This window comes from Actinoplanes aureus (genome assembly GCF_015704865.1).
Classification (GTDB): domain Bacteria; phylum Actinomycetota; class Actinomycetes; order Mycobacteriales; family Micromonosporaceae; genus Actinoplanes; species Actinoplanes aureus.
In genome coordinates this window covers 98,411-119,166 of sequence record NZ_JADQTO010000025.1, presented here as the reverse complement: position 1 = coordinate 119,166, position 20,756 = coordinate 98,411, and the positions used below count along the sequence as shown (strand labels likewise).

18 protein-coding genes are annotated in these 20,756 nt (G+C 71.6%); 7 read left to right on the top strand and 11 right to left on the bottom strand.

Annotated features, from left to right (window positions below):
• The first annotated feature begins 88 nt into the window (after positions 1-88).
• The gene (locus I4J89_RS37720) at positions 89-892 is read left to right on the top strand and encodes an SGNH/GDSL hydrolase family protein (protein WP_196418969.1); all 804 of its coding nucleotides are present in this window, start codon (positions 89-91) and stop codon (positions 890-892) included.
• Here the strand turns inward: I4J89_RS37720 and I4J89_RS37715 are convergent.
• From I4J89_RS37715 to I4J89_RS37705, 3 genes are all read right to left on the bottom strand, one after another.
• Complete coding sequence (locus tag I4J89_RS37715; RefSeq protein WP_196418968.1) at positions 882-1,982, bottom strand: glycosyltransferase; 1,101 nt, start codon at positions 1,980-1,982, stop codon at positions 882-884. The genes I4J89_RS37720 and I4J89_RS37715 overlap by 11 nt on opposite strands.
• Complete coding sequence (locus I4J89_RS37710; RefSeq protein ID WP_196418967.1) at positions 1,972-2,916, bottom strand: glycosyltransferase family 2 protein; 945 nt, start codon at positions 2,914-2,916, stop codon at positions 1,972-1,974. The genes I4J89_RS37715 and I4J89_RS37710 overlap by 11 nt, the downstream gene beginning before the upstream one ends.
• Before the next feature lie 108 nt (positions 2,917-3,024).
• The gene (locus I4J89_RS37705) at positions 3,025-3,546 is read right to left on the bottom strand and encodes a hypothetical protein (protein ID WP_196418966.1); all 522 of its coding nucleotides are present in this window, start codon (positions 3,544-3,546) and stop codon (positions 3,025-3,027) included.
• A 739-nt stretch (positions 3,547-4,285) separates the two neighbouring features.
• On the opposite strand from I4J89_RS37705, the gene I4J89_RS37700 reads away from it, so the two are divergent.
• Entirely contained in the window at positions 4,286-6,790 is a 2,505-nt protein-coding gene (locus I4J89_RS37700) for an HAD-IC family P-type ATPase (RefSeq protein ID WP_196418965.1), read from the top strand.
• Positions 6,791-6,913: 123 nt separating this feature from the next.
• Positions 6,914-7,453: a DUF1269 domain-containing protein gene (locus I4J89_RS37695; protein WP_196418964.1), complete on the top strand. Its 540-nt coding sequence runs from the start codon at positions 6,914-6,916 to the stop codon at positions 7,451-7,453.
• Between the two features lie 8 nt (positions 7,454-7,461).
• On the opposite strand, the gene I4J89_RS37690 is transcribed toward I4J89_RS37695, so the two are convergent.
• Positions 7,462-8,022: a GNAT family N-acetyltransferase gene (locus tag I4J89_RS37690; protein ID WP_196418963.1), complete on the bottom strand. Its 561-nt coding sequence runs from the start codon at positions 8,020-8,022 to the stop codon at positions 7,462-7,464.
• Positions 8,023-8,103: 81 nt separating this feature from the next.
• Positions 8,104-9,051 (bottom strand): NmrA/HSCARG family protein, encoded by a 948-nt coding sequence (locus I4J89_RS37685; protein WP_196418962.1) that lies wholly within the window; start codon positions 9,049-9,051, stop codon positions 8,104-8,106.
• Positions 9,052-9,210: 159 nt separating this feature from the next.
• Here I4J89_RS37685 and I4J89_RS50265 point away from each other — a divergent pair, with 159 nt between their 5' ends.
• Positions 9,211-10,242: a PAS domain-containing protein gene (locus tag I4J89_RS50265; protein WP_309238647.1), complete on the top strand. Its 1,032-nt coding sequence runs from the start codon at positions 9,211-9,213 to the stop codon at positions 10,240-10,242.
• A gap of 292 nt (positions 10,243-10,534) precedes the next feature.
• Entirely contained in the window at positions 10,535-11,539 is a 1,005-nt protein-coding gene (locus I4J89_RS50260) for a PAS domain-containing sensor histidine kinase (RefSeq protein ID WP_309238655.1), read from the top strand.
• A gap of 12 nt (positions 11,540-11,551) precedes the next feature.
• Here the strand turns inward: I4J89_RS50260 and I4J89_RS37675 are convergent, their stop codons facing one another.
• From I4J89_RS37675 to I4J89_RS37665, 3 genes are read right to left on the bottom strand one after another with little or no spacing between them, the layout of a single operon-like run.
• Entirely contained in the window at positions 11,552-12,370 is an 819-nt protein-coding gene (locus I4J89_RS37675) for a siderophore-interacting protein (RefSeq protein WP_196418960.1), read from the bottom strand.
• Positions 12,348-12,800, bottom strand: a complete 453-nt coding sequence (locus I4J89_RS37670; protein WP_309238646.1) for a helix-turn-helix transcriptional regulator — start codon at positions 12,798-12,800, stop codon at positions 12,348-12,350. Before I4J89_RS37670 ends, I4J89_RS37675 begins: the two co-directional genes overlap by 23 nt.
• A gap of 45 nt (positions 12,801-12,845) precedes the next feature.
• The gene (locus I4J89_RS37665; RefSeq protein WP_196418958.1) at positions 12,846-13,364 is read right to left on the bottom strand and encodes a hypothetical protein; all 519 of its coding nucleotides are present in this window, start codon (positions 13,362-13,364) and stop codon (positions 12,846-12,848) included.
• Between the two features lie 72 nt (positions 13,365-13,436).
• Here I4J89_RS37665 and I4J89_RS37660 point away from each other — a divergent pair, with 72 nt between their 5' ends.
• Positions 13,437-14,219 carry an alpha/beta hydrolase gene (locus I4J89_RS37660; protein ID WP_309238645.1) on the top strand — a complete coding sequence of 261 codons (783 nt, stop codon included), beginning with the start codon at positions 13,437-13,439 and terminating at the stop codon, positions 14,217-14,219.
• On the opposite strand, the gene I4J89_RS37655 is transcribed toward I4J89_RS37660, so the two are convergent.
• The 3 genes from I4J89_RS37655 to I4J89_RS37645 all read right to left on the bottom strand — a co-directional run bounded on the left by I4J89_RS37655 (position 14,212) and on the right by I4J89_RS37645 (position 18,885).
• Positions 14,212-16,929, bottom strand: a complete 2,718-nt coding sequence (locus tag I4J89_RS37655; protein WP_196418956.1) for a cation-translocating P-type ATPase — start codon at positions 16,927-16,929, stop codon at positions 14,212-14,214. The two genes, I4J89_RS37660 and I4J89_RS37655, sit on opposite strands and share 8 nt — an antisense overlap.
• Positions 16,926-17,765 (bottom strand): polyphosphate kinase 2, encoded by an 840-nt coding sequence (ppk2, locus tag I4J89_RS37650; protein ID WP_196418955.1) that lies wholly within the window; start codon positions 17,763-17,765, stop codon positions 16,926-16,928. Before ppk2 ends, I4J89_RS37655 begins: the two co-directional genes overlap by 4 nt.
• Before the next feature lie 511 nt (positions 17,766-18,276).
• Positions 18,277-18,885 (bottom strand): HAD-IA family hydrolase, encoded by a 609-nt coding sequence (locus tag I4J89_RS37645; protein ID WP_196418954.1) that lies wholly within the window; start codon positions 18,883-18,885, stop codon positions 18,277-18,279.
• 171 nt (positions 18,886-19,056) lie between these two features.
• Between I4J89_RS37645 and I4J89_RS37640 the strand changes: the two genes are divergently transcribed.
• Positions 19,057-20,745, top strand: coding sequence for an ABC transporter ATP-binding protein (locus I4J89_RS37640; RefSeq protein WP_196418953.1), 1,689 nt, complete (start codon positions 19,057-19,059; stop codon positions 20,743-20,745).
• Positions 20,746-20,756: the final 11 nt, after the last annotated feature.

Sequence of the window (20,756 nt, the reverse complement as noted above, 5' to 3'; positions counted from 1 at the left end):
CAGCGAACGAGTATGCATTCTCCGGGCCGTCATGCATGATCATGGGCCGGGATCGGGTGAACGAGGAGTCGGGTTGAAGCGACGCTGGATGAAGACTGTGGTCACCGTGGTGGTGGCGGGGATCGCGACGGCGTCCTGCTCGGGTTCCGGCAATGACGGGGGCGCGGAGGCCGCCGAGGCGCGCGACTACGTGGCGCTGGGTGACTCGTACGCCGCCGGGCTGGGCGCCGGGAACTACGCGGACACCGAGTGCTACCGGAGCACCGACTCGTCGTACCCGCGGCTGTGGGCGAAGTCGCGTCCCGCCGGCACGATCGGCGAGGTGACCGACAGCACGTGCAGCGGTGCGGTGATCCACGAGGTGCGGACCACCCAGTTGCGGGCGCTCGACGAGAAGACCGGATGGGTGACGGTGACCGTCGGCGGCAACGACGTGGGCTGGTCGCAGACCCTTCAGCAGTGCATGCTCGGCAACGACCTGACCTGCGGCTCCGCGACCCGGACCGCCGCCAGCACCGCCGAGACGGTGCTGCCCGAGCAGCTGGACGGGCTCTACACGGCGATCAAGGAGCGCGCCCCGAACGCGAAGGTGTACGTGCTCGGCTACCCGCACCTGCTGGCCTCCGGCACCGGGGTGAAGTGTGAGTCGCTGAGCGCGGCTCGCCGGGAGGCGCTGAACACCGGCGCGGACACCCTCAACGAGCTCATCAAGGCGCGTGCCGCGAACGCCGGGTTCACCTTCGTCGACGTCCGGGAGATCTTCGACGGGCACGAGGTGTGCACCGCCACGCCGTGGATCCACGCCGTCCGCGACCAGATCGCCGAGTCATTCCACCCGACCGCCGACGGGCAGAAGGCGTACGCCACCGCGCTTACCGCCGTCACCGGCTGAACTCGTCGTAGAGCGACTCCAGCCGCCGGGTCTGGGCCCGCAGGTTGAAGCGTTCCCCGACGTGGCGCCGGGCCTGCGCGCCGAGCCGGCGGCGCAGGACGGCGTCGCCCAGCAGACTGGTCATCGCGGCGGCCAGCGCGGCCGGGTCCGCCTCCGGGCAGAGCAGGCCGGTCTCGGCGTCGACGACCGCTTCCGGGATGCCGCTGTGCCGGGTCGCGACCACCGGTACGCCCAGGGCGCCCGCTTCCAGGACCGTGGTGGGCAGCCCCTCGGTGTCGCCGTCGGGGGCGGTCTTCGACGAGACGACAAGCATCCGCGACTCGGCGAGGTGCCGCTGCACCGACTCCGGCGGCTGCGCGCCCATGAACGTCGCGTCCAGGCCCAGCCGCTCGGCACGCTCGCGCATCCCGGCTTCCAGCGGGCCGTCACCGAGGAACACCGCCCGCGGCCGGGGCGCTCGCATCCCGGCCAGGGCGGTGAGCAGGTCGTCGACGCCCTTCTTGGGGACGAACCGGCCGACGAAGGCGACGTCCCAGCGTTTCGGGAGCAGCGGGGGCGTGTCGGGTACGCGTACGCCGGTGTGGTGCACGCGTACCTTCGCCGGGTCGGCACCGCAGTCGATCGCCCGGTCCCTGATCACGCCGGAGACCGCGATGATCAGGGCCGCCCGGCCGAAGACGGTACGCAGGTTGCGCCGGTAGCGCAGGCCGTGCAGTCCGGAGCTGAGCGGCTGACGGGTCACGTCGTGGCCGTGCAGGGTGACCACGAGCGGCACACCGAGCCGGCGAGCCGTACCGCTGATCAGCCAGCCGTCGCCGCCGAAGTGGGCGTGCACGAGGTCCGGCCGCAGGCCGGCGAGGGCGCCGCGCAGCCGCGGTGAGGTACCGGTCAGGCGCAGCCGCAGGAAGGCGGCCGCCCGGTCCTCGAACACTACGGTGTCGTCCGGCCGGGACAGCACCGAGGCGAGACGTTCGGCGCCGATGTAGAGCGGGCGCCAGCGGGTCAGCGCGTCACCCTGCGCCCGGACGAACGTCTCCGAGCCGGGCAGCATGGCGCTGCGCCAGACCGCGACCCGGCGGTCAGCCGGCATCGACCGCGCGGCCCACGATCAGGTCCCGCACCCGGCGCCGCAGGCCCGGCGGCAGGGCCCAGATCTGCAGATGGGTGAGGTAGTCGAGGGCGCCCGGGCGGCCGTTGCCGCGGGCCTCGGCGAGCAGCTCACGGAAATGCCGGGCCTGGCGGGAGGGCGCGGCCATCGAGCTCATCACGCTGAGCGTGAAGGCGGCGTACGCCCGCGGCGTGAACAGCTCCCGGTTGGCGCGCAGCCACCGCATCTGCTGCTCGTAGGGCATCTCCAGGCTGATCCGGTGCCGGTTCTCGTCCTGGTGCCAGAGCACCAGCGGTTCGGCGGCGTAGAGCAGTTCCACGTCCGGCTCGCGTACCGCCCGCAGCGTCCAGTCCAGCTCCTGCTGGCGGCGCAGCCCCACGGTGAACGGCACGCGGCGCAGCAGTTCGGTCGGCGCCAGGATGGTGGAGGTCTGGATGAAGCCGTCGCCGTAGAACAGGCCACGCCGGACGGTGAAGTACTCGCTCAGCGGTTGCCCGGCGGCCGGCAGCCGGCGTGGCATCACCGAGTCGGCGCGCGGCGTACGGCTGATCAGCCGGCTGGCCACGATCGGCGATCCGGCCGGCGACGCCTCGGCGAGCGCCAGCTGGATGGCGATCTTCTCGGGCAGCCACTCGTCGTCGTCGTCCAGCAGCGCGGTCCACCGGCCACGAGCCTCCCGAGCGCCGGCGTTGCGGGCGTTCGGGGCGTTGCCCCGCACCGGGAGCACCACCACCCGCAACCGTGGATCGGCGACTTCGGCCAGCGCCTTCTCGGTCGCCTCGTCGGGCCCGTCGACCACGACGATCACCTCGAGGTTCCGGTGGGTCTGGCCGAGGGCGCTGCGGACAGCGCGGGTGGCGAGGTGCGGGCGGTTGCACGTCGGGATGACGACGCTGACATCCAGCGCTGACGACATGGCCCGAAAGCTATGCGCGCCGGGCGGCCCGGACATGAACCCCAGGCGGCGCCTGAGCGAGGGCTGCCCCTCATGTGCGGAAACAGCCTTGCCCGGTGGTTCCGGCCGTCAGCGGGACGGTTCCCGGCGCGGACGAACCGGTTCTCTGAGCGCGGTGACGGGTTCCTCCTTGACCGGCGAGAGGTCGGAGTAGACGGGCCAGCCGTTCCGTGCCCGCATGACGGCCCAGACGACGTTGAGGCGACGGACGTAATCGAGAAGGGCGAGGTTCTCATACAACAGATAGGCGACCGGAAGGACGATCAGCAGCTGGACGATCGGATCCGACACGTCCGCGAGATATATCAGGACGATCCCGAGTGCGATGATGGCCGCCGTCAGGAACTGGATGACCAGGCTGCGAAGAACCCGGGGGATCGCCATCGCCGCGTAGTGCGAGAACTTGTCGGGATTCTCGCCCATCCAGGAACTGACCGCCTCCAGCCTGGCCGACTTGAGAATCAGCCGCCGGTCCCAGCGCGCGTTGTATCGCGCGACCAGGCGGGATACGGGCGGTGTCACCAGATTGGCGGCTATCGACAGCGGGATCGCGAGCACCAGGCCGAGCCAGAAAGAGAGCTTGCCGTCCACCACAGTCCTTCGGGTAGGTCGCTTTCCTACGGCGGTCAAACTGTATCGGGACATGGTTGGGGGCGCCGAACGATCGACGCCGCCCCGGCAACTTTTATGGAGCGGCCAAGGTCTCACCATCCTCCCGGGCGTCGGCGTCACCTGACGGGCCACCAATATCGTCACGGGACGGCGCCGCCGTACCGCATTCCGATTCGTGGAAGCCTGCCGTCGAATCCGTCAATTGATCTTCGGCTTGAGTCGCAGCGACTTTTGACCTGACAGGGTGAATTGCATCTTTTTCGCAGCGCCTTCCAAGGAAGCCCCAGCACAGGACAAGAAGCAAGAGTCCCATCAGGGCGAGAGACACCGCGATGAACGCGGGCTCTCGCACGTTGCGAGTCCTAGAAAACCTGGGACCTCATGGCAAGGTCCCCTTTCTCCTCGACACGGGCCTGGCCGGGCAGACATCCGGCGGTGGACCAGTCACCACCCATCCCTTGTTCACGTCATTTCGGCACCTCGACGCACGCATGAACAAATACAAGAGAGCATGGAAAGGAGGGCTTGCCCTCTTGGCCTTCGCAACTTGGTTCCGAAGGCCAACACAGCGTCCCACAAGATCAGGAATTGGCCGGCGCGGCCCGACGAGGAGATTCAGCCATCCGAGCGACCACGTACGTCTCGGGAGGAGCGGGCGGGAAACGCCCACCTGGATCCATCGGGACGATCTACCGTAGCTACGGGGGCCACGACTGAGATGGAACAGCTGATGCTCGCCCCGGCGGACGGGCTGACCGGGGCGGAGGCCGAGGCCCGGCGCCGGCGGGGCGAGGCGAACAGCGCGGTGCGCGGCGGCACCCGCGGTTACGCCGAGATCCTGCGCACCAACGTCTTCTCCTTCTTCAACCTGATCCTCTTCGTGATCGGCGCCGCGCTGCTGGTCCTCGGCCGGTACAGCGACGCCCTGATCAGCGTCGGGCTCGGCCTGATCAACGCGGTGATCAGCGCCGTCCAGGAGATCCGGGCCAAACGCAAGCTGGACCGCCTCCAGCTGCTGGACCAGGCCGGTGTGCTCGTGGTCCGCGACGGGCGGGAGACCGAGATCGCCCCCGACCAGGTGGTCCGCGGCGACGTGCTGCGGGTCCGCCCCGGCGACCAGATCGTGGTGGACGGCCCGCTGCTCGACGGCGGCCGCATCGAGGCCGACGAGTCCCTGCTCACCGGCGAATCCGATCCGGTGGTCAAACATCCCGGCGACGACCTGCGCTCGGGCAGCGTCTGCGTGGCCGGCGACGGGCACCAGCTGGCCCGGGACGTCGGGGCGCACAGTTACGCCGGGCGGCTCACCGCCGAGGCCCGCCGCTCCACCACCGACATGACCCCGTTGCAGCGGCGCATCGAGTTCATCGTCCGGCTCGTGATGGCGCTCACCGCCCTGATGAGCGGCGCCATCCTGGGCCAGGCGGCGATCGAGGGCTTCAGCGTGCTGCGGGTCGTCCAGATCACGGCGGTGCTGTCGGGGCTCGTACCCTATGGGCTGTTTTTCTTGATCGCCCTCGCCTACACCGCCGGCGCGGTCCGCATCGCCCGGCACGGCGCCCTGGTCCAGCAGGTCAACGCCGTCGAGTCGGTGAGCAACGTGGACGTCGTCTGCACCGACAAGACCGGCACCCTGACCACCGGGCGGCTCTCGCTGGAGGAGATCGTCCCGCTCGCCGACCACGAGTACGCCGAGGTGGCCGAAGTGCTCGGCGGGCTGGCCCACAACGCCACCACGCCGAACCTGACCGCCCTGGCGCTGACCGCCGCTCTGCCCGGCGAGCCCTGGCAGGTCCGCGACGAGATCCCGTTCTCCTCCTCGCTGCGCTGGTCGGGTTTGGTCGCCGAGGAGGGCAGCTGGGTGCTCGGCGCCCCGGACACGCTCGCACCGCGGCTGCGGTCGGCGCTACCGGCGGCGGAGGTGACGTCGCGGACCGGCCTAGGCCTGCGGGTGTTGCTGCTGGCCCGCACCGAGGACCCGGAGGCCGGGCTCCGTGACGCGGACGGGCGGCCGGATCTGCCGATGCTGGTGCCGGTCGGGCTGGTCGCGCTCGCCGACCAGCTCCGCGACGACGTCGTCGAGACCGTCCGCCGGTTCCGGGACGACGGTGTCCGGCTCAAGGTGCTCTCCGGCGACGATCCGCGTACCGTCGCCGCGATCGCCGGCCGGGCCGGCATCGAGGCGGACGAACCGGTTCGCGGCGCCGACCTGGACGACCTGGACGACGCCGCGCTGGACCGAGTGGTGGCCCGGGCCTGCGTGTTCGGCCGGGTGGCGCCCGAGCACAAGGAACGGATCGTCCGCTCGCTGCGCCGGCAGGGCCACTACGTCGCCATGATCGGCGACGGGGTGAACGACGCCCGCGCCCTCAAACAGGCCCAGGTCGGGGTGGCGATGCGCAGCGGCAGCACGGTCACCCGCGACGTCGCCGACATCGTGCTGGTCGACGACTCGTTCGCCGCGCTGCCGCCGGCCCAGCACGAAGGCCGCCGGATCATCAACGGCATCGGCATCTCGCTCTACGTCTTCCTGGCCCGGGTGGCCAGCCAGGGCCTGGTCATCCTCGCCGTCACCATGCTGGGGCTGGGCTTCCCGTACTCGCCCACCCAGGTCGGGCTCACCATGTTCACCGTCGGCATCCCCACGGTGTTCCTCACCTTCTGGGCCCGGCCCACCCGCCCGGACCCGCACCTGCTGCGCAACCTGGTGCGGTTCGTGGTGCCGGCCGCGGTGGTCACCGCCACCTTCGGCACCGCCGTCTACACCGCCCTCTACGAGATGATCACGCTGGGGTTGAGCTCCGGGCGCACCCCGGACCGGATCACCGACGAGTTCGAGACCTACACCGGTCTGACGTACGGCAGCGACGCCGACTTCACCACCGCCTCGGCGACGATCCTGGCGCAGACCGGCCTGTCGACCTTCTTCTGCTTCGCCTCGTTCATCCTGATCCTGTTCCTCGCCCCGCGCTCCCGGGCCTTCGCCGCCTGGACCTCCCCCAGCGGCGACCTGCGCCCCGCGATGCTGGTCGGCGCGCTCTGCCTGCTGTTCAGCGCGGTCCTGAACGTGCCGGTGCTCTGGGACTACTTCGGCCTGATGGGTCCGTCCAAGCCGGTCTTCTTCGTGGTGCTGCCGGCGCTGCTGCTCTGGTACGCCACTCTCACCGTGGTCCTCCGCTTCCAGCTGTTCGACCGGCTGCTCGGCATGCGGCCGGCGCGGTAGTTGTTCGACCGGCCGCTCGGCATGCGGCCGGCGCGGTAGCGGCTCATCCGCCCGGGAGGAAGCGAACCCGTTGGCCCGTGCGGCACGGTCGTTCCAGACGCGGAACGAGCGGGAGGGACGGAAATGGCTGTCGACACGTACTCCGTCTATGTAGGCGTGTATCCGAGCGTGGCCGCGGCACGGGCGGACTACGAGCTGGTGAAGACCCTGCACCGGGACGAGGGTCTGATCGACGACTACGACGCGGCCGTGCTGGAGCGCAGCGGGGACGGCAAGACGAAGATCATCAAGAAGCACGAGATGCCGACCCGGGTCGGCGGCGGGATGGGCGCCGGGCTCGGCCTGGCCGTCGGCCTGTCCGCGGTGATCTTCCCGTTCGCGGCCCTCGGCGGCGGCCTGCTGGCCGCGACCACCGGCGGCGGTGCGCTGATCGGCGCCCTGGCCGGGCACGCCGCGGCCGGGATGAGCCGGCACGACATCAAGGAACTCGGCGAACTGCTGGACGACGGCGAGGCCGGGCTGGTGGTGGTCGCGGCGGTCGACATGGGGCCCAAGGTGGAGCGGGTGCTGCGGCAGACCGCGGAGAAGGTGGTGGCCCGCGAGCTCAAGGCGGACACCGCCGCGATCGCGCAGGCGGCCAAGGCGGTCGAGGCGACACCCTGACCGCCCGCTTACTGCTGCATGATCCAGATCGGTAGCGGTGCGGTCAGCTCGCCCACCACCCGCCAGCCCGCCCGGCGGTAGAACTCGACGTTGCCGGGCGTGCTGGTCTCCAAGATCGCTGGCAGCCCGTCGGCCGCGGCCCGGTTGAGCCCGGCGGCCATCACGGCACGGCCCCAGCCGCGACCGGCGCTCGCCGGATCGGTGCCGAGAACGCCCAGGTACCAGAACGGACTGTCCGGCAGGGCGCTGTGCACGGCGTGGTCGTAATCCTTCAACCGCGCGACGGCATCGGGCGGCAGATCCGGCTCGGCCACATGGCTGGTGACGGCCGCGGTGCCGACCGGCGGCTCCCAGATCGCCACCGCCGCCCCGCCGATCGTCCAGATCGACTGCCGGCCCACCCGCTTGTCGAAGAGATGACCGAAGAAGGCGGCCGCGTGCGCCGGATAGGTCTCCTCGTCCGGAAAGAGGAAGCGCAGAACAGGGTCGTTACGGAACGCTGCGACCAGGGATTCGACGATCCCGGTGCGGTCGGCCGTGGTGGCCACGGTGATCTCAGGTGCTGACACAGCCGGACTGTAGCGCGACCCCCGGCACCGCCCGCACCCGTCCTAGGAGGCTAGGTGAGTCGGCGCCGGCGGCCGGTAGCGTCAGGCGGTGGGGATGGTGTGACCGTTGGCGTCCAGCCACTGGTCGAAGGTCTGCAGCTCGGGGTTGAGCTTGCGGACCTCGTCCAGGTCGCGGACGCCGGTGAAGTAGTCCTCGAACTCGGTGTAGTACTGGAGCATGTTGCCCGCCTCGTCGGCGCCCGGAAAGCCCAGGTTCCGGTAGGCGTCGTGGGTGAGCGGACGGTAGACGACCGGCTCGCCGACGGCCCGGCTCAGGCCCGCGGCGACCTGCTCACCGGTCAGGTGCTCGCCGGCGATGTGGACGGTACGCCCGGCGTACGAGGCGCCCGCCTTGAGGATCGCGTAGGCGGTCTTGCCGATGTCCTCGACCGCGATCCCGGCGAGCCTGCTCTCGCCCATCGGCAGGGCGAGTGTGAGCACGCCGTTCTCGTCGCGGGTGGCGCCCCAGCCGTTGGCCAGGTTCTCCCAGTAGAAGGTGGTGCGCAGGAAGGTGGTCGGCACTCCCGCCGCGCGGAACAGCTCGTCCGCCTCGGCCTTGGCGTCGAAGTGCGGGACGTTGTACTTCTCCTGCAGCGTCGGCATCCGGTCGTTGTCGACCGCGATGTGGTCGCGGGTGTCCTCCAGGGTCGACCAGACGACGTGTCGCAGTCCGGCCCGCTTCGCGGCGCCGGCCAGGTTGGCGGCCTCCTCGAGCTCCTTGGCAGCCGACATGTGCGCCCAGAAGTTCGTCACCAGGAAGGCGCCGTACGCTCCGGCGAACGCCCGCTCCAGGCTCTCCGGGTCATAGTTGTCCGCCTGCACCACCTCGGCGCCGAGCTTGACCAGCTCCTGCGCCTTGGGCGAGGTGACATCCCGGGTCAGGGCGCGCACCGCGAATCCACCGTCGGGGTCGGCCAGGATGGCCCGCACCAGTCCGCCGCCCTGCGACCCGGTGGCGCCGACAACCGCGATGATCTTCTTCTCGCTCATGTTGCTCACTCCCCTGTATCCGGTGCGGGGCCTGATCGGCGCTCGCAGATCACCACAACCGGTCCTTCAAATTTTAAATTCCTAGCGCCGCTGAGACGGCCGTCACCGGAAACATCCGCCGGAACTCAGTGACCGCTTTCGGCGGCCGATCGGGATGGGGTGACGGCAGGTGAGAACGACCTGGCGAGGGGCACGCGAACGGAGACGCCCGCGCTGGATCGGCTGACCCGGGCGGCGGCCAGGGTGCTGCGCGCGCCGATGGCCGGGGTGTTCCTGCCGGGCGACCCCCGGCGGCCGGCCCGGCATCCGGCCAGCCGTTACGTGCACGCCGAGAACGCACCGCTGATCGTCACCGACGCCCGGGCCGACCACCGGGTCAGCACGGCGTCCGGCGAGGGTCAGCACGTGGTCGCCTACGCCGGTCATCCACTGCGCGGGGCGGACGGCGCGGCGGTCGGCACGTTCTTCGTGACCGACATCGTGCCGCGCCGGTGGACCGACGAGGACCTGGCGAACCTGGCGGACCTGGCCGCCGCGGCCGAGGCGCTCGTCGCCTCGGACAGCGGATCCGACGCGTTCGAGCGGGAACAGGAGCGTGCGTTCCTCCAGGCGTTGCTGAACAGCCTGGACACCGGGGTGGCGGCGTGCGGCAGCGACGGGCGGCTGGCCCAGTTCAACCCGGCGATGCGGGAGATCCACGGGCTCGGGCTGCGGACGGTCGGCGCGGAGGCGTGGGCCACCACCTACCACCTGTACCGGGCGGACGGCCGTACCCGGATGAGCCCGGACGAGGTGCCGCTGGCTCGCGCGTACGCCGGAGAGTCCGTGCAGCACGAGGAGATGGTGATCCGCACGCCGGAGCGGGCGCCGCGCCGCTTCCTGGCCAACGCCCGGCCGATCGACACCCCGGACGGCCGGCGCCTCGGCGCCGTCGTCGCCATGCACGAGGTCACCGAGGCGCACCGCGCCGAGATGCTGCGCCGCTGCCGGGCACGCCGTCGCCCAGGCACTCTCCGAAGCGACCTCGGCCCGGGAGGCGGCCGTGGCGGCGGCCACCGCGGTCGCCACCGAGTTGGACTGGGTGCGCGCCGAGTACTGGGAGGTCGACGAGGAACGCGAGGTGATCGAACGGGCCGGCGGCTGGTCGCAGGCGGAGGCCGGCCACGAAGCGGTGAGCTTCCGCCGCGGTGAGGGGCTGCCGGGCGCGGTCTGGGCGCGGGGCGCCGAGCTGTGGATCAGCACCGCGATCGGCCTGCCGGTGCACGGCGAACACCAGGTGGCCGGAGTGCTCACCTTCCTGACCGGCACCGAGGTGCCCCGCGACGACGACGTGCTGACCGTGCTGCACGACATCGCCGCGCAGGTCGGCCGTTTCGTGGAGCGCCGCCGCGCCGAGGACCTGACGCTGGCACTGGCCGCCGCGCGGCGCGATCTGAACCGGGTCGTCCAGAACGTCAACGACTGCATCTGGACGGTCGAGATCATGCCGGACGCGCACGTCCGGCCGGTGTTCATCACGCCGGGCGCGACCGGCGTGTTCGGCGGCGAAACCCACGGCGCGGACGAGCAGACGGAGCGGATACACCCGGACGACCTGGACGCCTTCGCCGGGTTCCGCGACCAGATGACCGCCGGCCGGGCCGGTGAGATCGAGTGCCGGGTGATCGGGGTGGACGGGCGGATCCGGTGGGTGTGGACCCGGGGTATGCCCCGGATAGAGGACGGCCACCTCTACGTCGACGGGATCAGCACCAACGTCACCGAGCGGCGGGAACTGGCCGACCAGCGGGAGCAGCAGATGCGCCGGCTGGAGGAACTGGACCGGATGAAGGACGAGCTGGTCGCCGTCGTCAGCCACGAGCTGCGCAACCCGATCGCGATCATCGCGGCGTACACCGAGTCGCTGCTGGAGGAGCCGGAACTGGCCTGGCGGCCGGAACTGGCCGTCATCGAGCGCACCAGCGCCCACCTGGTGCACCTGGTCGAGGACCTGCTCGATCTGGCCCGGCTGGAGAACGGGCACACCGCGATCGACCCCCGGCCGCTGCGACCGGAGCGGCTGCTGCGCCAGGCCGTACAGGAGCATCAGCGCAACGCGGACGCCCGGCCGGTCACCCTGGTCGCCGAGATCGGCGCGCTACCGGTGGTGCCGGGCGACGCCGCCCGGCTGCGGCAGGTGCTGGACAACCTGCTCTCCAACGCGATCAAGTACACGCCGGCCGGCGGCACGGTGACCGTCACCGCCGGCGCCACCGACACCACGGTCGTCGTGGCGGTCACCGACACCGGGATCGGCATCCCGGCCGAGCAGTACGCGCAGCTGTTCACCCGGTTCTTCCGGGCCAGCACCGCGACCGACCGCAAGATCAAGGGCACCGGGCTGGGGCTGGCCGTCACCAAGGCGATCGTCGAGGCGCACGGTGGCACCATCGCCGCCGAACCGGGGCCGGGCGGCGGCACCCGGTTCACCGTGACGCTGCCCCGCTGACCGGCGGCGGCCTCAGGTGCCGGCCGGCCGGCCGTGCCGCCAGTAGCCGATGAAGTCCACCTGGTTCTTGGGCACCCGCAGTTCCTCGACCAGGTGGCGGCGGCCGCCGGTGACCAGCGCCGACTCACCCACCAGGTACGCGTAGACGGTCCCGCCCAGCAGCTGGGTCTCGCGGAGGCGGGACATGGCCAGCCCGCCCGGCACCCCGCCCGCCCCGTCGCGGGGCACCCAGTGCAGCTCGACGCCCGCCGGCACCCGGAACTCCTGCCGGTCCTCGGCCGACGGCAACTCCACAATGGCCAGGCCCTTCGCGTCCCCGGGCAGTGACTCGCAGATGCCGGCCACCGCGGGCAGGCCGGTCTCGTCGGCGATCAGCAGCGTCCAGTCGTGCTCGTGCCGCGGGTTGTAGCCGATCCCCTGGTCCAGCAGGCCGACCTGGTCACCGGGCTTGGCGTTCAGCGCGAACGAGGCGGCCGGGCCGCAGCTGCCGTCCGCCTCCCGGTGGATGACGAAGTCCACGTCGAGTTCGCGCTGTTCGGCGCGGTAGGCGCGGACCGTGTAGTTGCGCACGTACGGCCGCTTCTGCTTCGCGGTGGCCAGGTACTGCGCGTACCAGAGGCCGGAGGTGGCGGTCGGCAGCTTCAGGGTGTCCTGTCCCGGGCGGGGCAGGAAGAGACGGAACCACTGGTCGAAGCCGAGCGGCGTGAACCTGCCGAGGCCTTCGCCGCCGAGGGTCACCCGCACCACGTTGGGCGAGACCCGCTCGCCGCCGGCCACCTCGAGCATGAGCACGTGCGGGTCGACCGCCTTACGAACCTTGAAGCTGGCCATGTATCGGACCTCCGGAGCTGCTGCGACGGGCGATGTACGCGCCCGGCGTCTCACCGAAGTGCCGCCGGAACGCCAGGATGTAGCCGTTGGCGCTGGTGAAGCCCACCCGGGCGGCGACAGCGCCGACCAGCATCCCCTTCGCCAGCAGGTCGAGTGAGTGGTTGAGCCGCAGCCGGGTGCGCCACTCGGTGAAGGACAGCCCGCTCTCCGCGCGGAACGCCCGGCGCAGGCTGGTGGAGCTGGTGAAGTGCAGGGCCGCCCACTCGGTGGCGGTGCGCTGGTCCCCGGGCGTCTCGGCGAGGGAGCCGGCGACCGCGCGGGCGATCGGGCTGCGCGGCTCGGGAACCGCCAGCCGGCTGCCGCGCAATCCGGAGAGCAGGGCGAACAGCTTCGCGTCCCGCACTTCGACCAGAATCGCCGTGTCCGTCACCACCGCACCCTCTCCCCGCCGACCACGAGTGAAGGTAAGGCTAGCCTAACGATGTGACGGCCCGGACCCCCGCCTGATCGTCGACCGGCGTCGCCGCTTGCGTGCGGGCGGCCGCCGGAGACCCGGGTTCCCGCGCGGCCGCAGGATGCGACGCGGTGGCTCCGGCTTGCGCCACAGGTACCGCACGCGCAGGGCCACACCCAGCGAGACCAGGCCCGCGGCCGCGAGCCGGGCCAGGTATTGGAACCGGTTGTCCCAGGCCCAGCCCTCCATCGCCACCGACGTCAGATCGTCCTCGTTGATGTAGACCTGGATCCGGTCACCGGGCTGCGGGTCCCCGGCGTCCCGCTCGGTCCACGCCTGGCGCATCTCACCCTTCCACGGGAAGGAGAGGCGGTAGGTCCGGCCGGCGTCGCTCACGTTGACCTGCTCGACGGTCGCCACCCCCTCGAACCAGGTGTTCCGGTAGACCACGGCCCGACCGGCGTCCACCAGCACCGAACCCGCGAAACCGCACGCCACAAAGATCAATGCCAGGTGCGCACACATCTCCCGGAAGTCCACGCGATCATGGTGACATCCGGGCGCATCAATCCACCGGCGGCGGAGAATGACGGGATGGGGAGGAGGGCTCTGGTGCGCGGTGCTGTGGCCGTACTGATCGCCCTGGTTTTGATCTTGATCTTGGCCTGGGCCGTGCAGCGCAAGCTGATCTACTTCCCGGACCGCGCGGCGCCGCCGCAGGCGGCCGGCGCGAGCGAGGTCACCCTGCGCACGTCCGACGGGCTGCGGCTGGGTGCCTGGTTGATCAAACCCATGCCGGGTACGCCGGACCGCCGCCTCGCCGTGCTCGTGGCACCCGGCAACGCGGGCAATCGGTACGGTCGTCTCCCGCTCGGCGAGGCGCTCGCCCGGCTCGGGCTGACCGTGCTGCTACTGGAGTACCGCGGCTACGGCGGCAACCCGGGATCGCCCAGCGAGCAGGGGCTGGCCCGGGACGCCGACGCCGGGCTCGCCTACCTCGTGGAGCAGGTCCGGCTGCCGGTCCTCTACTACGGCGAGAGCCTCGGCGCCGCGGTGGTGACCGCGCTGGCGGTACGGCAGCCGCCGGCCGGGCTGGTGCTGCGGTCCCCGTTCGAGGACCTGGCGACGGCCGGGCGGGCGCACTATCCGTTCCTGCCGGTCGGGTGGCTGCTGCGCGACCGCTTCCCGGTCACATCGCTGATCTCCCAGGTCAAGGTGCCGACCGTGGTCGTCTACGGCACCGCCGACACGGTCGTGCCGCCAGCACAGAGCGCGGCGGTCGCCGGTCGCGCCGCCGGGCTCGTCTCCGCGGTCGTCGTCGACGGCGCCGACCACAACGACCGCGCCCTGCTCGACGGGCCTCAGCTGATCGCCGCCGTCGCCGCCCTCATTTAGCCTGCCTCGACAGCTGGATCACCTTGTCGACCGCCACCACGGCGGGTGCGAGCAGGGAGAGGCCGATCACGACCAGCCACTGGGTACCGGCGAGCGACGTGGTGTCCAGCAGGCGCTGCAGCATGCCGAGCTCCACGGCGGCCCAGGTCAGCGTCCAGCCGGCGATGATCCAGCCCAGGTACGGGAAGACCGGCGACGACCAGGGCGCCTCGCGTTCGCGCCGCATCACCAGGCCGATGTTGACCGCGCTGAGCGAGACGATGGCGAAGGCCATCGTCATGGCCGCGGACGGCTCCGTCGTGCTCGGCTCGTCGGGCCCCCACACCAGCACGGCCAGGGCGCTGGCGGCGATGATGAACCCGGAGACGACCCATCGGACGATCTGCGGCGTGTTGACGATCTTCGTGCCGGGCCGGCGCGGCGGGCGCTCCATGACACCGGGGTCCGGCACGTCGACGATGAAGCCGATCACGACGGTGACGACCACGAAGAACTTGGCGAACAGCAGTTGGAGCGGGAAGAGCGCGATGCCGTCGTTGATGTCGAGGATGGTGGCGAACAGCATCAGCTGAAGGACCGCGGACAGGATCGTGAGCTGCAGCCTGACGTACGCGGAGATCCGCCGGTAGATGTCGCGGCCCAAGTCGACGGCGCGGACCAGGGTGGCGAAGTTGTCGTCGGTCAGCACGATCTTGGCTGCCTGCTTCGACACCTCGGAGCCGCTGCCCATCGCGACCCCGACGTCGGCCTGTTTCAGCGCCGCCGCGTCGTTGACCGCGTCGCCGGTCATCGCGACCACCTCGCCGGACTCCTGCATGAGCCGGGCCAGCCGCAGCTTGTCCTCCGGCGCCACCCGCCCGAACACGTGCAGTTCGGGAAGCCGGTCGATGACCTCCTGATCCGGCAGGCGGGCCAGTTCGGTGCCGGTGATCACGCCACGGCCGAGACCGAGGTCGTCGGCGATGGCACGGGCCGTGACGGTGTGGTCGCCGGTGATCATCCGGACGTCGATCCCGGCGCCCAGGGCGACCCGCACGGCCGCCTTGGCCTCGGCACGCAGCGGGTCCATGATCCCGACGAGCGCAACCAGGACCAGGTCGTCGACCGCGGACATCGGGTCGGCGAGCGCCGCGGACATGGCGGCGTCGCCGAGGTCGCGGGCGGCGAAACCGAGCACCCGCAGCCCACGTTCGGACAGCTGCCGGACCGCGCCGAGGAGCTCGTCGCGGACGGTGCCGATCGGCACCAGCTCGCCGTTCCAGAGAGCCTGGCCGCACCGCTCGATCACCACGTCGGGGGCGCCCTTCACGCTGGCGAAGTGCGGCTGGTGCAGGATCCCGCCGGACAGCGAGGCGGGCCGGTCGTGGAACGTCGCCATGAACTTGTACTCGGAGTCGAACGGCACCTCGGCCCGTCGCGGCATGGCCGTACGGGTCTGCTCGGCGTCGACGCCCATCTTCGCGGCGAGCACCACGAAGGCCGCCTCGGTCGGATCACCGATCACCGTCCCGTCGTCGGCGACCGTGGCGTCGGTGCAGAGGGTCAGCCCGAGCGCGAGCCGGTGGAAGTCCGGCGCCTGCCCGCCGGCCACGCCGAGGATCTGGCCGGTCTTGCGGTAGCCGGCCCCTTCGATGCGGAACCACTGGCCGCCAGCGAGCATCGTGGTGGCCGTCATCGCGTTCATCGTCAGCGTGCCGGTCTTGTCGCTGTTGATGACCGTCGTACCGCCCAGGGTCTCGACGTCGGTCAGCGACTTGACCACCGCTTTCAACGCCGCCAGCCGCCGCGCCCCGGAGGAGAGCATGGCCTGCACGAAGGTGGGCAGGCCGTCGGGTATCGCCGAGATCGCGGTCGACACGCACAACAGCACCAGCGTGCTGGTCTCCTGGCCGCGGGCGATGCCGAAGACCGCGATCACCGCGACGGCGAGCCAGGCGATCAGGCCGAAGATCTTGGTCATGCCGTCGAGCTCGCGTTGCAGCGGCGAGCGGGTCCGCTTCGTGGCGGTCACCATGTCGGCGATCTGGCCCATCTGGGTCGCCTGACCGGTGGCGGTCACCACGAACGTCGCCGTGCCCCGGGTGACCTGCGTGTTCTGGAAGACCAGATTGGTACGGTCGCCGAGCGCCCGATCCCCGCCGGGCAGAGTGGTGCGGTCCTTGGGAACGGGGGCGCTCTCCCCGGTGAGCGCGGCCTCCTGCACCTCCAGGGAGGCCGACACCAGGATCCGCCCGTCGGCCGGGACGACATCGCCCGCCTCCAGCAGCACGACGTCACCCGGCACGAGCCTCGTCGAGTCGATCTGCTCGGTCAGGCCGTCACGCCGTACCCGGGCCGACGGCACCTGCAGCTGGGCCAGCGCCTCCACGCTCGCGCGCGCCTTCATCTCCTGGTTCGTGCCCACGACGACGTTGAAGCCCACCAGGGCCAGCACCACCAGAGCGGTCGGCACCTCCCCGATGACCAGGCTCGCCGCGCCGACGATCAACAGCATGATGTTCATCGGATTGGCCAGCTGGCCGCGCGCGACCACCCACCGGCTCGGCGGCGTCTCGACCGGCAGTTCGTTGGGGCCGTACCGGGCCAGCCGCCGGTCCGCCTCCTCGGCGTCCAGCCCGCGCCCCGGATCCACCTCCAGCCGCCGCGCCGCGTCCTGGGTCGGGACGTCGTACCAGCGCGGCTCCTCGACCGCGGGTTTGACGGCGGTCACGCCAGCTCCCCGAACGGTGTCGGAATGTGCCGCGCCGTCAGGTCCGTCTCCTGGTAGTCGTCCGCCTGCTGGCGCCGGGGCAGCTTGACGTCGCGGGTCTTCAGCGGCTCGTACGGGACCTGGCTCAGCAGGTGACTGATGATGTTCAGACGGGCGCGCTTCTTGTCGTCGGTGTTGGCGACGTACCAGGGTGCCCAGGCGGTGTCGGTGCGAGCCAGCATCTCGTCCCGGGCCCGGGAGTAGTCGTACCAGTGGGTGTACGACTTGAGGTCCATGTCGGACAGCTTCCACACCTTGCGCGGGTCGTGGATGCGGCTCTCCAAACGCCGGGTCTGCTCCTCGGCACTGACCTCCAGCCAGTACTTGAGCAGCAGGATCCCGGAGTCGGTCATCGCCTTCTCCCAGGCCGGGACGGTCTGCAGGAACCGCTCGGTCTGCTCCGGAGTGCAGAAACCCATCACCGGCTCGACGCCGGCCCGGTTGTACCAGGACCGATCGAAGATCACGACTTCGCCGCCGGCCGGGAAGTGTGCGACGTAGCGCTGCGCGTACATCTGGCTCTTCTCCCGCTCGGTCGGCGTGGGCAGAGCGACCACCCGGAACACCCGCGGGCTGACCCGCTCGGTGATCCGCTTGATGGTGCCGCCCTTGCCGGCCGTGTCCCGGCCCTCGAACACGACGCAGATCTTGGCTTTGGTCGCCTTGACCCACTCCTGCATGGCCACCAGCTCACCGTGCAGATGCCGCATCTCGTTCTCGTACGCCCGGCGCTTCATCCTGGCCACCGGGGCGGCCACCTTCGCGCTCTTCGGCCGGTTCTTGTCCTTCTTCGACATGGCGACGTCTCCGCGTCCGAGCTCAGGCATGCCGCGGCGCGGCAGCCGCAATCAGCCCCACGTGCTGGAACCGCGGGGCCGGCGCCATCGCAGTCTTCCGCCGGGCACGCTCCAGTGCCTCATCCGCATCGGATGACACCGGCGTCGGACCCAGGTCGCCGGGTGGCTTCCGGGTTCGTTGGGCGTCCCGTTCCGGGACAGACCAGGCGGCACTCCAGCAGGCGGCGGGGCCTGACGGCGCTCGCCGGGCCGCCATTTCGGCCGCAAGTCCGCATCCCCGCATCCCGGCCCGGTCCGGCCCCGGCTGGCGCTCAGGCCCCTGACGCGGCTAGCAATCCCATGCTTTGCGTGACGGGCGCCGAGGACCGTGAGCGCCGTAACCGTCAGGTGATGCTGTTTCCCGGCGGTCGCGCTGGGGCCGGGACGGAAAGCCTGGTCCGCGCCGGGAGAGCGGGGACGGGGTCGGCTTCGGCGGGACGACCGGTTGCGCGTACCCCGAAAGGGCACGGGTCTAAAGGAGGCGGGCGAGTTCGGCGAGGTCGCTGACTTTCAGGTCGGCGTCGATGCCGCGCAGGCCGGCGGTGCGGGCGCCGGCGGCGCGGCCGGCTCGGATGCCGACGTCGGCGTCCTCGACGACCAGGCAGCGGCGGGGTGCGACGCCCAGGGAGGCGGCGGCGTGCAGGTAGCCGTCGGGGGCGGGCTTGCCCCGCGGTACGTCCTCGACCGTCACCAACAGCGGCGGGGTGATGCCGGCGGCGCCGAGCCGGGCCTGGGCCAGCCGCACGTCGGCGCTGGTCACCACGGCCCACGGGAGCCGGCGTTCGGCCAGGACGGTGAGCAGGTCGGTGGCGCCGGGGGCCGCGGTCACGTCGGCTAGATCGTCGTACTGCAGGTCTAGTTGGCGGGCGGCGGCGGTGGCGATGGTCTCGTCGTCGGCGCCGGGCAGGAAGCGGCGGGCGGTGGTGTGCGCCGGGGCGCCGTGGGCTACGGCCAGCACCGCGTCGGCATCCACGCCGTGCTCGGCGGCCCAGGTACGCCAAGCCCGCTCGACGGCGGCATGCGACTCGACGAGTGTGCCGTCCATGTCCAGCAGGACGGCGTCGATCTCCAGCAGGTCCATCGGGCACCTCCGAGATTAAAGTCTTACTACGAGCATAATCCGGTGCGGGAGCCCGTGCCGGGATGGTTAGGCTGCCTCACTTTCGCCGGCCGGAGCGGCCGGCGAGTTCGGGCACTCTGCGATGGGAGCGGGATCCGTGACGGTTGCCGGGTTCAGCACTCCCCGCACGGCATGAGCAACCAACTGCTGCGAGCTGCCCTGCGCCGGCAGCGTGGGCGGCTGACCGCCGGGGTGGCGCTGCTCTGCCTGCATCAGGCCGCCGAGGCGATGGTGCCGGTGGCCATCGGCATCGTGATCGACCGGGCGGTGGCCACCTCGGACACCGGCGCGCTGCTGCTCTCGCTCGCCGGGCTCGCCGGCCTCTTCACCGTGCTGGCCTTCGCCTGGCGGACCGGTGCCTGGCTCTCCTTCGGCGCGGCTGAGCACGAGGCCCACTTCGCCCGGGTGCGGATCGCCGAGCGGGCGCTCGACCCGCGCGGGCAGCGGTCCGGGCTGCGCGACGGGGAACTGCTGAGCATCGCCTCCTCGGACGCCGACCAGACCGTGGAGGCGATCCGGGCGGCGGGGATGGCCGCCGCGGCGTGCACCGCGCTCGTCGTCTCCGCGGTGGCACTGATCGTCGTCGACCCGCCGCTCGGCATCGGCGTGCTGTTCGGCGTACCCCTGGTGGTTCTGGGTTTGCAGCGCCTCGCCCCACTGCTCACCCGGCGCGCCGACGCCCAGCAGGAGGCCCTCGCCGCGACCACCGCGACCGCGGTGGATCTCGTCTCCGGCCTGCGCGTGCTGCGCGGCATCGGCGCGCAGCATCACGCGGCCGGCCGGTACGCGGCCGCCAGCCGCCGCGCCCTCGCCGACACGCTGCGCGCCGCCACCACGAAAGGCCTGCACCTCGGCCTCACCACCACGGTGAACGGGCTGCTGCTCGCCGCCATCACCGGCGTCGCCGGCTGGCTCGCGCTGAACGGCCGGATCACCGTGGGTGAGCTGGTCGCGGTGGTGGGGCTGGCCCAGTTCATCGCCGAGCCGGTGCAGACGCTCGGCTGGTGCGTGCAGATGTGGGCCACGGCCCGGGCCTCGGCCGGACGGATCAGCCGGGTGCTCGAAGCGGCGCCGGCCGTGCTGCCGGGCGAGGCCGATGCCGCGCCGCCGGCCGGGGAGCGGCTCGTTCTCGACGAGATTCGGTACGGCACGCTGGCCGGCCTGGATCTGCGGGTCGAGGCGGGCGAGGTGCTGGGGGTGCTGGCGTACGAGCCACGCGACGCCGAAGCCCTGCTGGCGGTGCTCGCCGGAACCGTGCCACGCGAGGAGTACCGGGGCGAGGTCCGCATCGACGGCGCCCCGGCGCAGACGCTGCGCTTGGCGGCGGCCCGTGGTGTGGTGCTCGTCGAACGGCACGACGTCACGCTCTTCGAGGGCACGCTGCGCGGCAACCTGGCCGTCGGCGCGGCCGCGGACGACCGGGACCTGCTGGCCGCGGTCCGGGTCGCCGCCGCCGAGGACGTGCTGGAAAGCCATCCGGAAGGCTTGGACCAGGAGCTCATCGAGCGGGGCGCCAACCTCTCCGGCGGCCAGCGGCAGCGGGTGGCGCTCGCCCGGGCCGTCGCCGCCGGACCTCCGGTGCTGGTGCTGCACGATCCGACCACCGCGGTGGACGCCGTCACCGAGGCTCTGATCGCCGAACGGCTCACCGCCACCCGCGCGCGGCCACCACTGGCCACCGTCGTCGTCACCAGCAGCCCCGCCCTGCTGCGGGCCGCGACCCGGGTGGTCGTGCTGGACGCCGGCCGGGTCGCCGCCGAGGGCACGCACGAGGAGCTCGTCGCGGCTGAGCCGCGCTACCGGGAGGCGGTGCTGCGTTGAGCGAGCCGGTA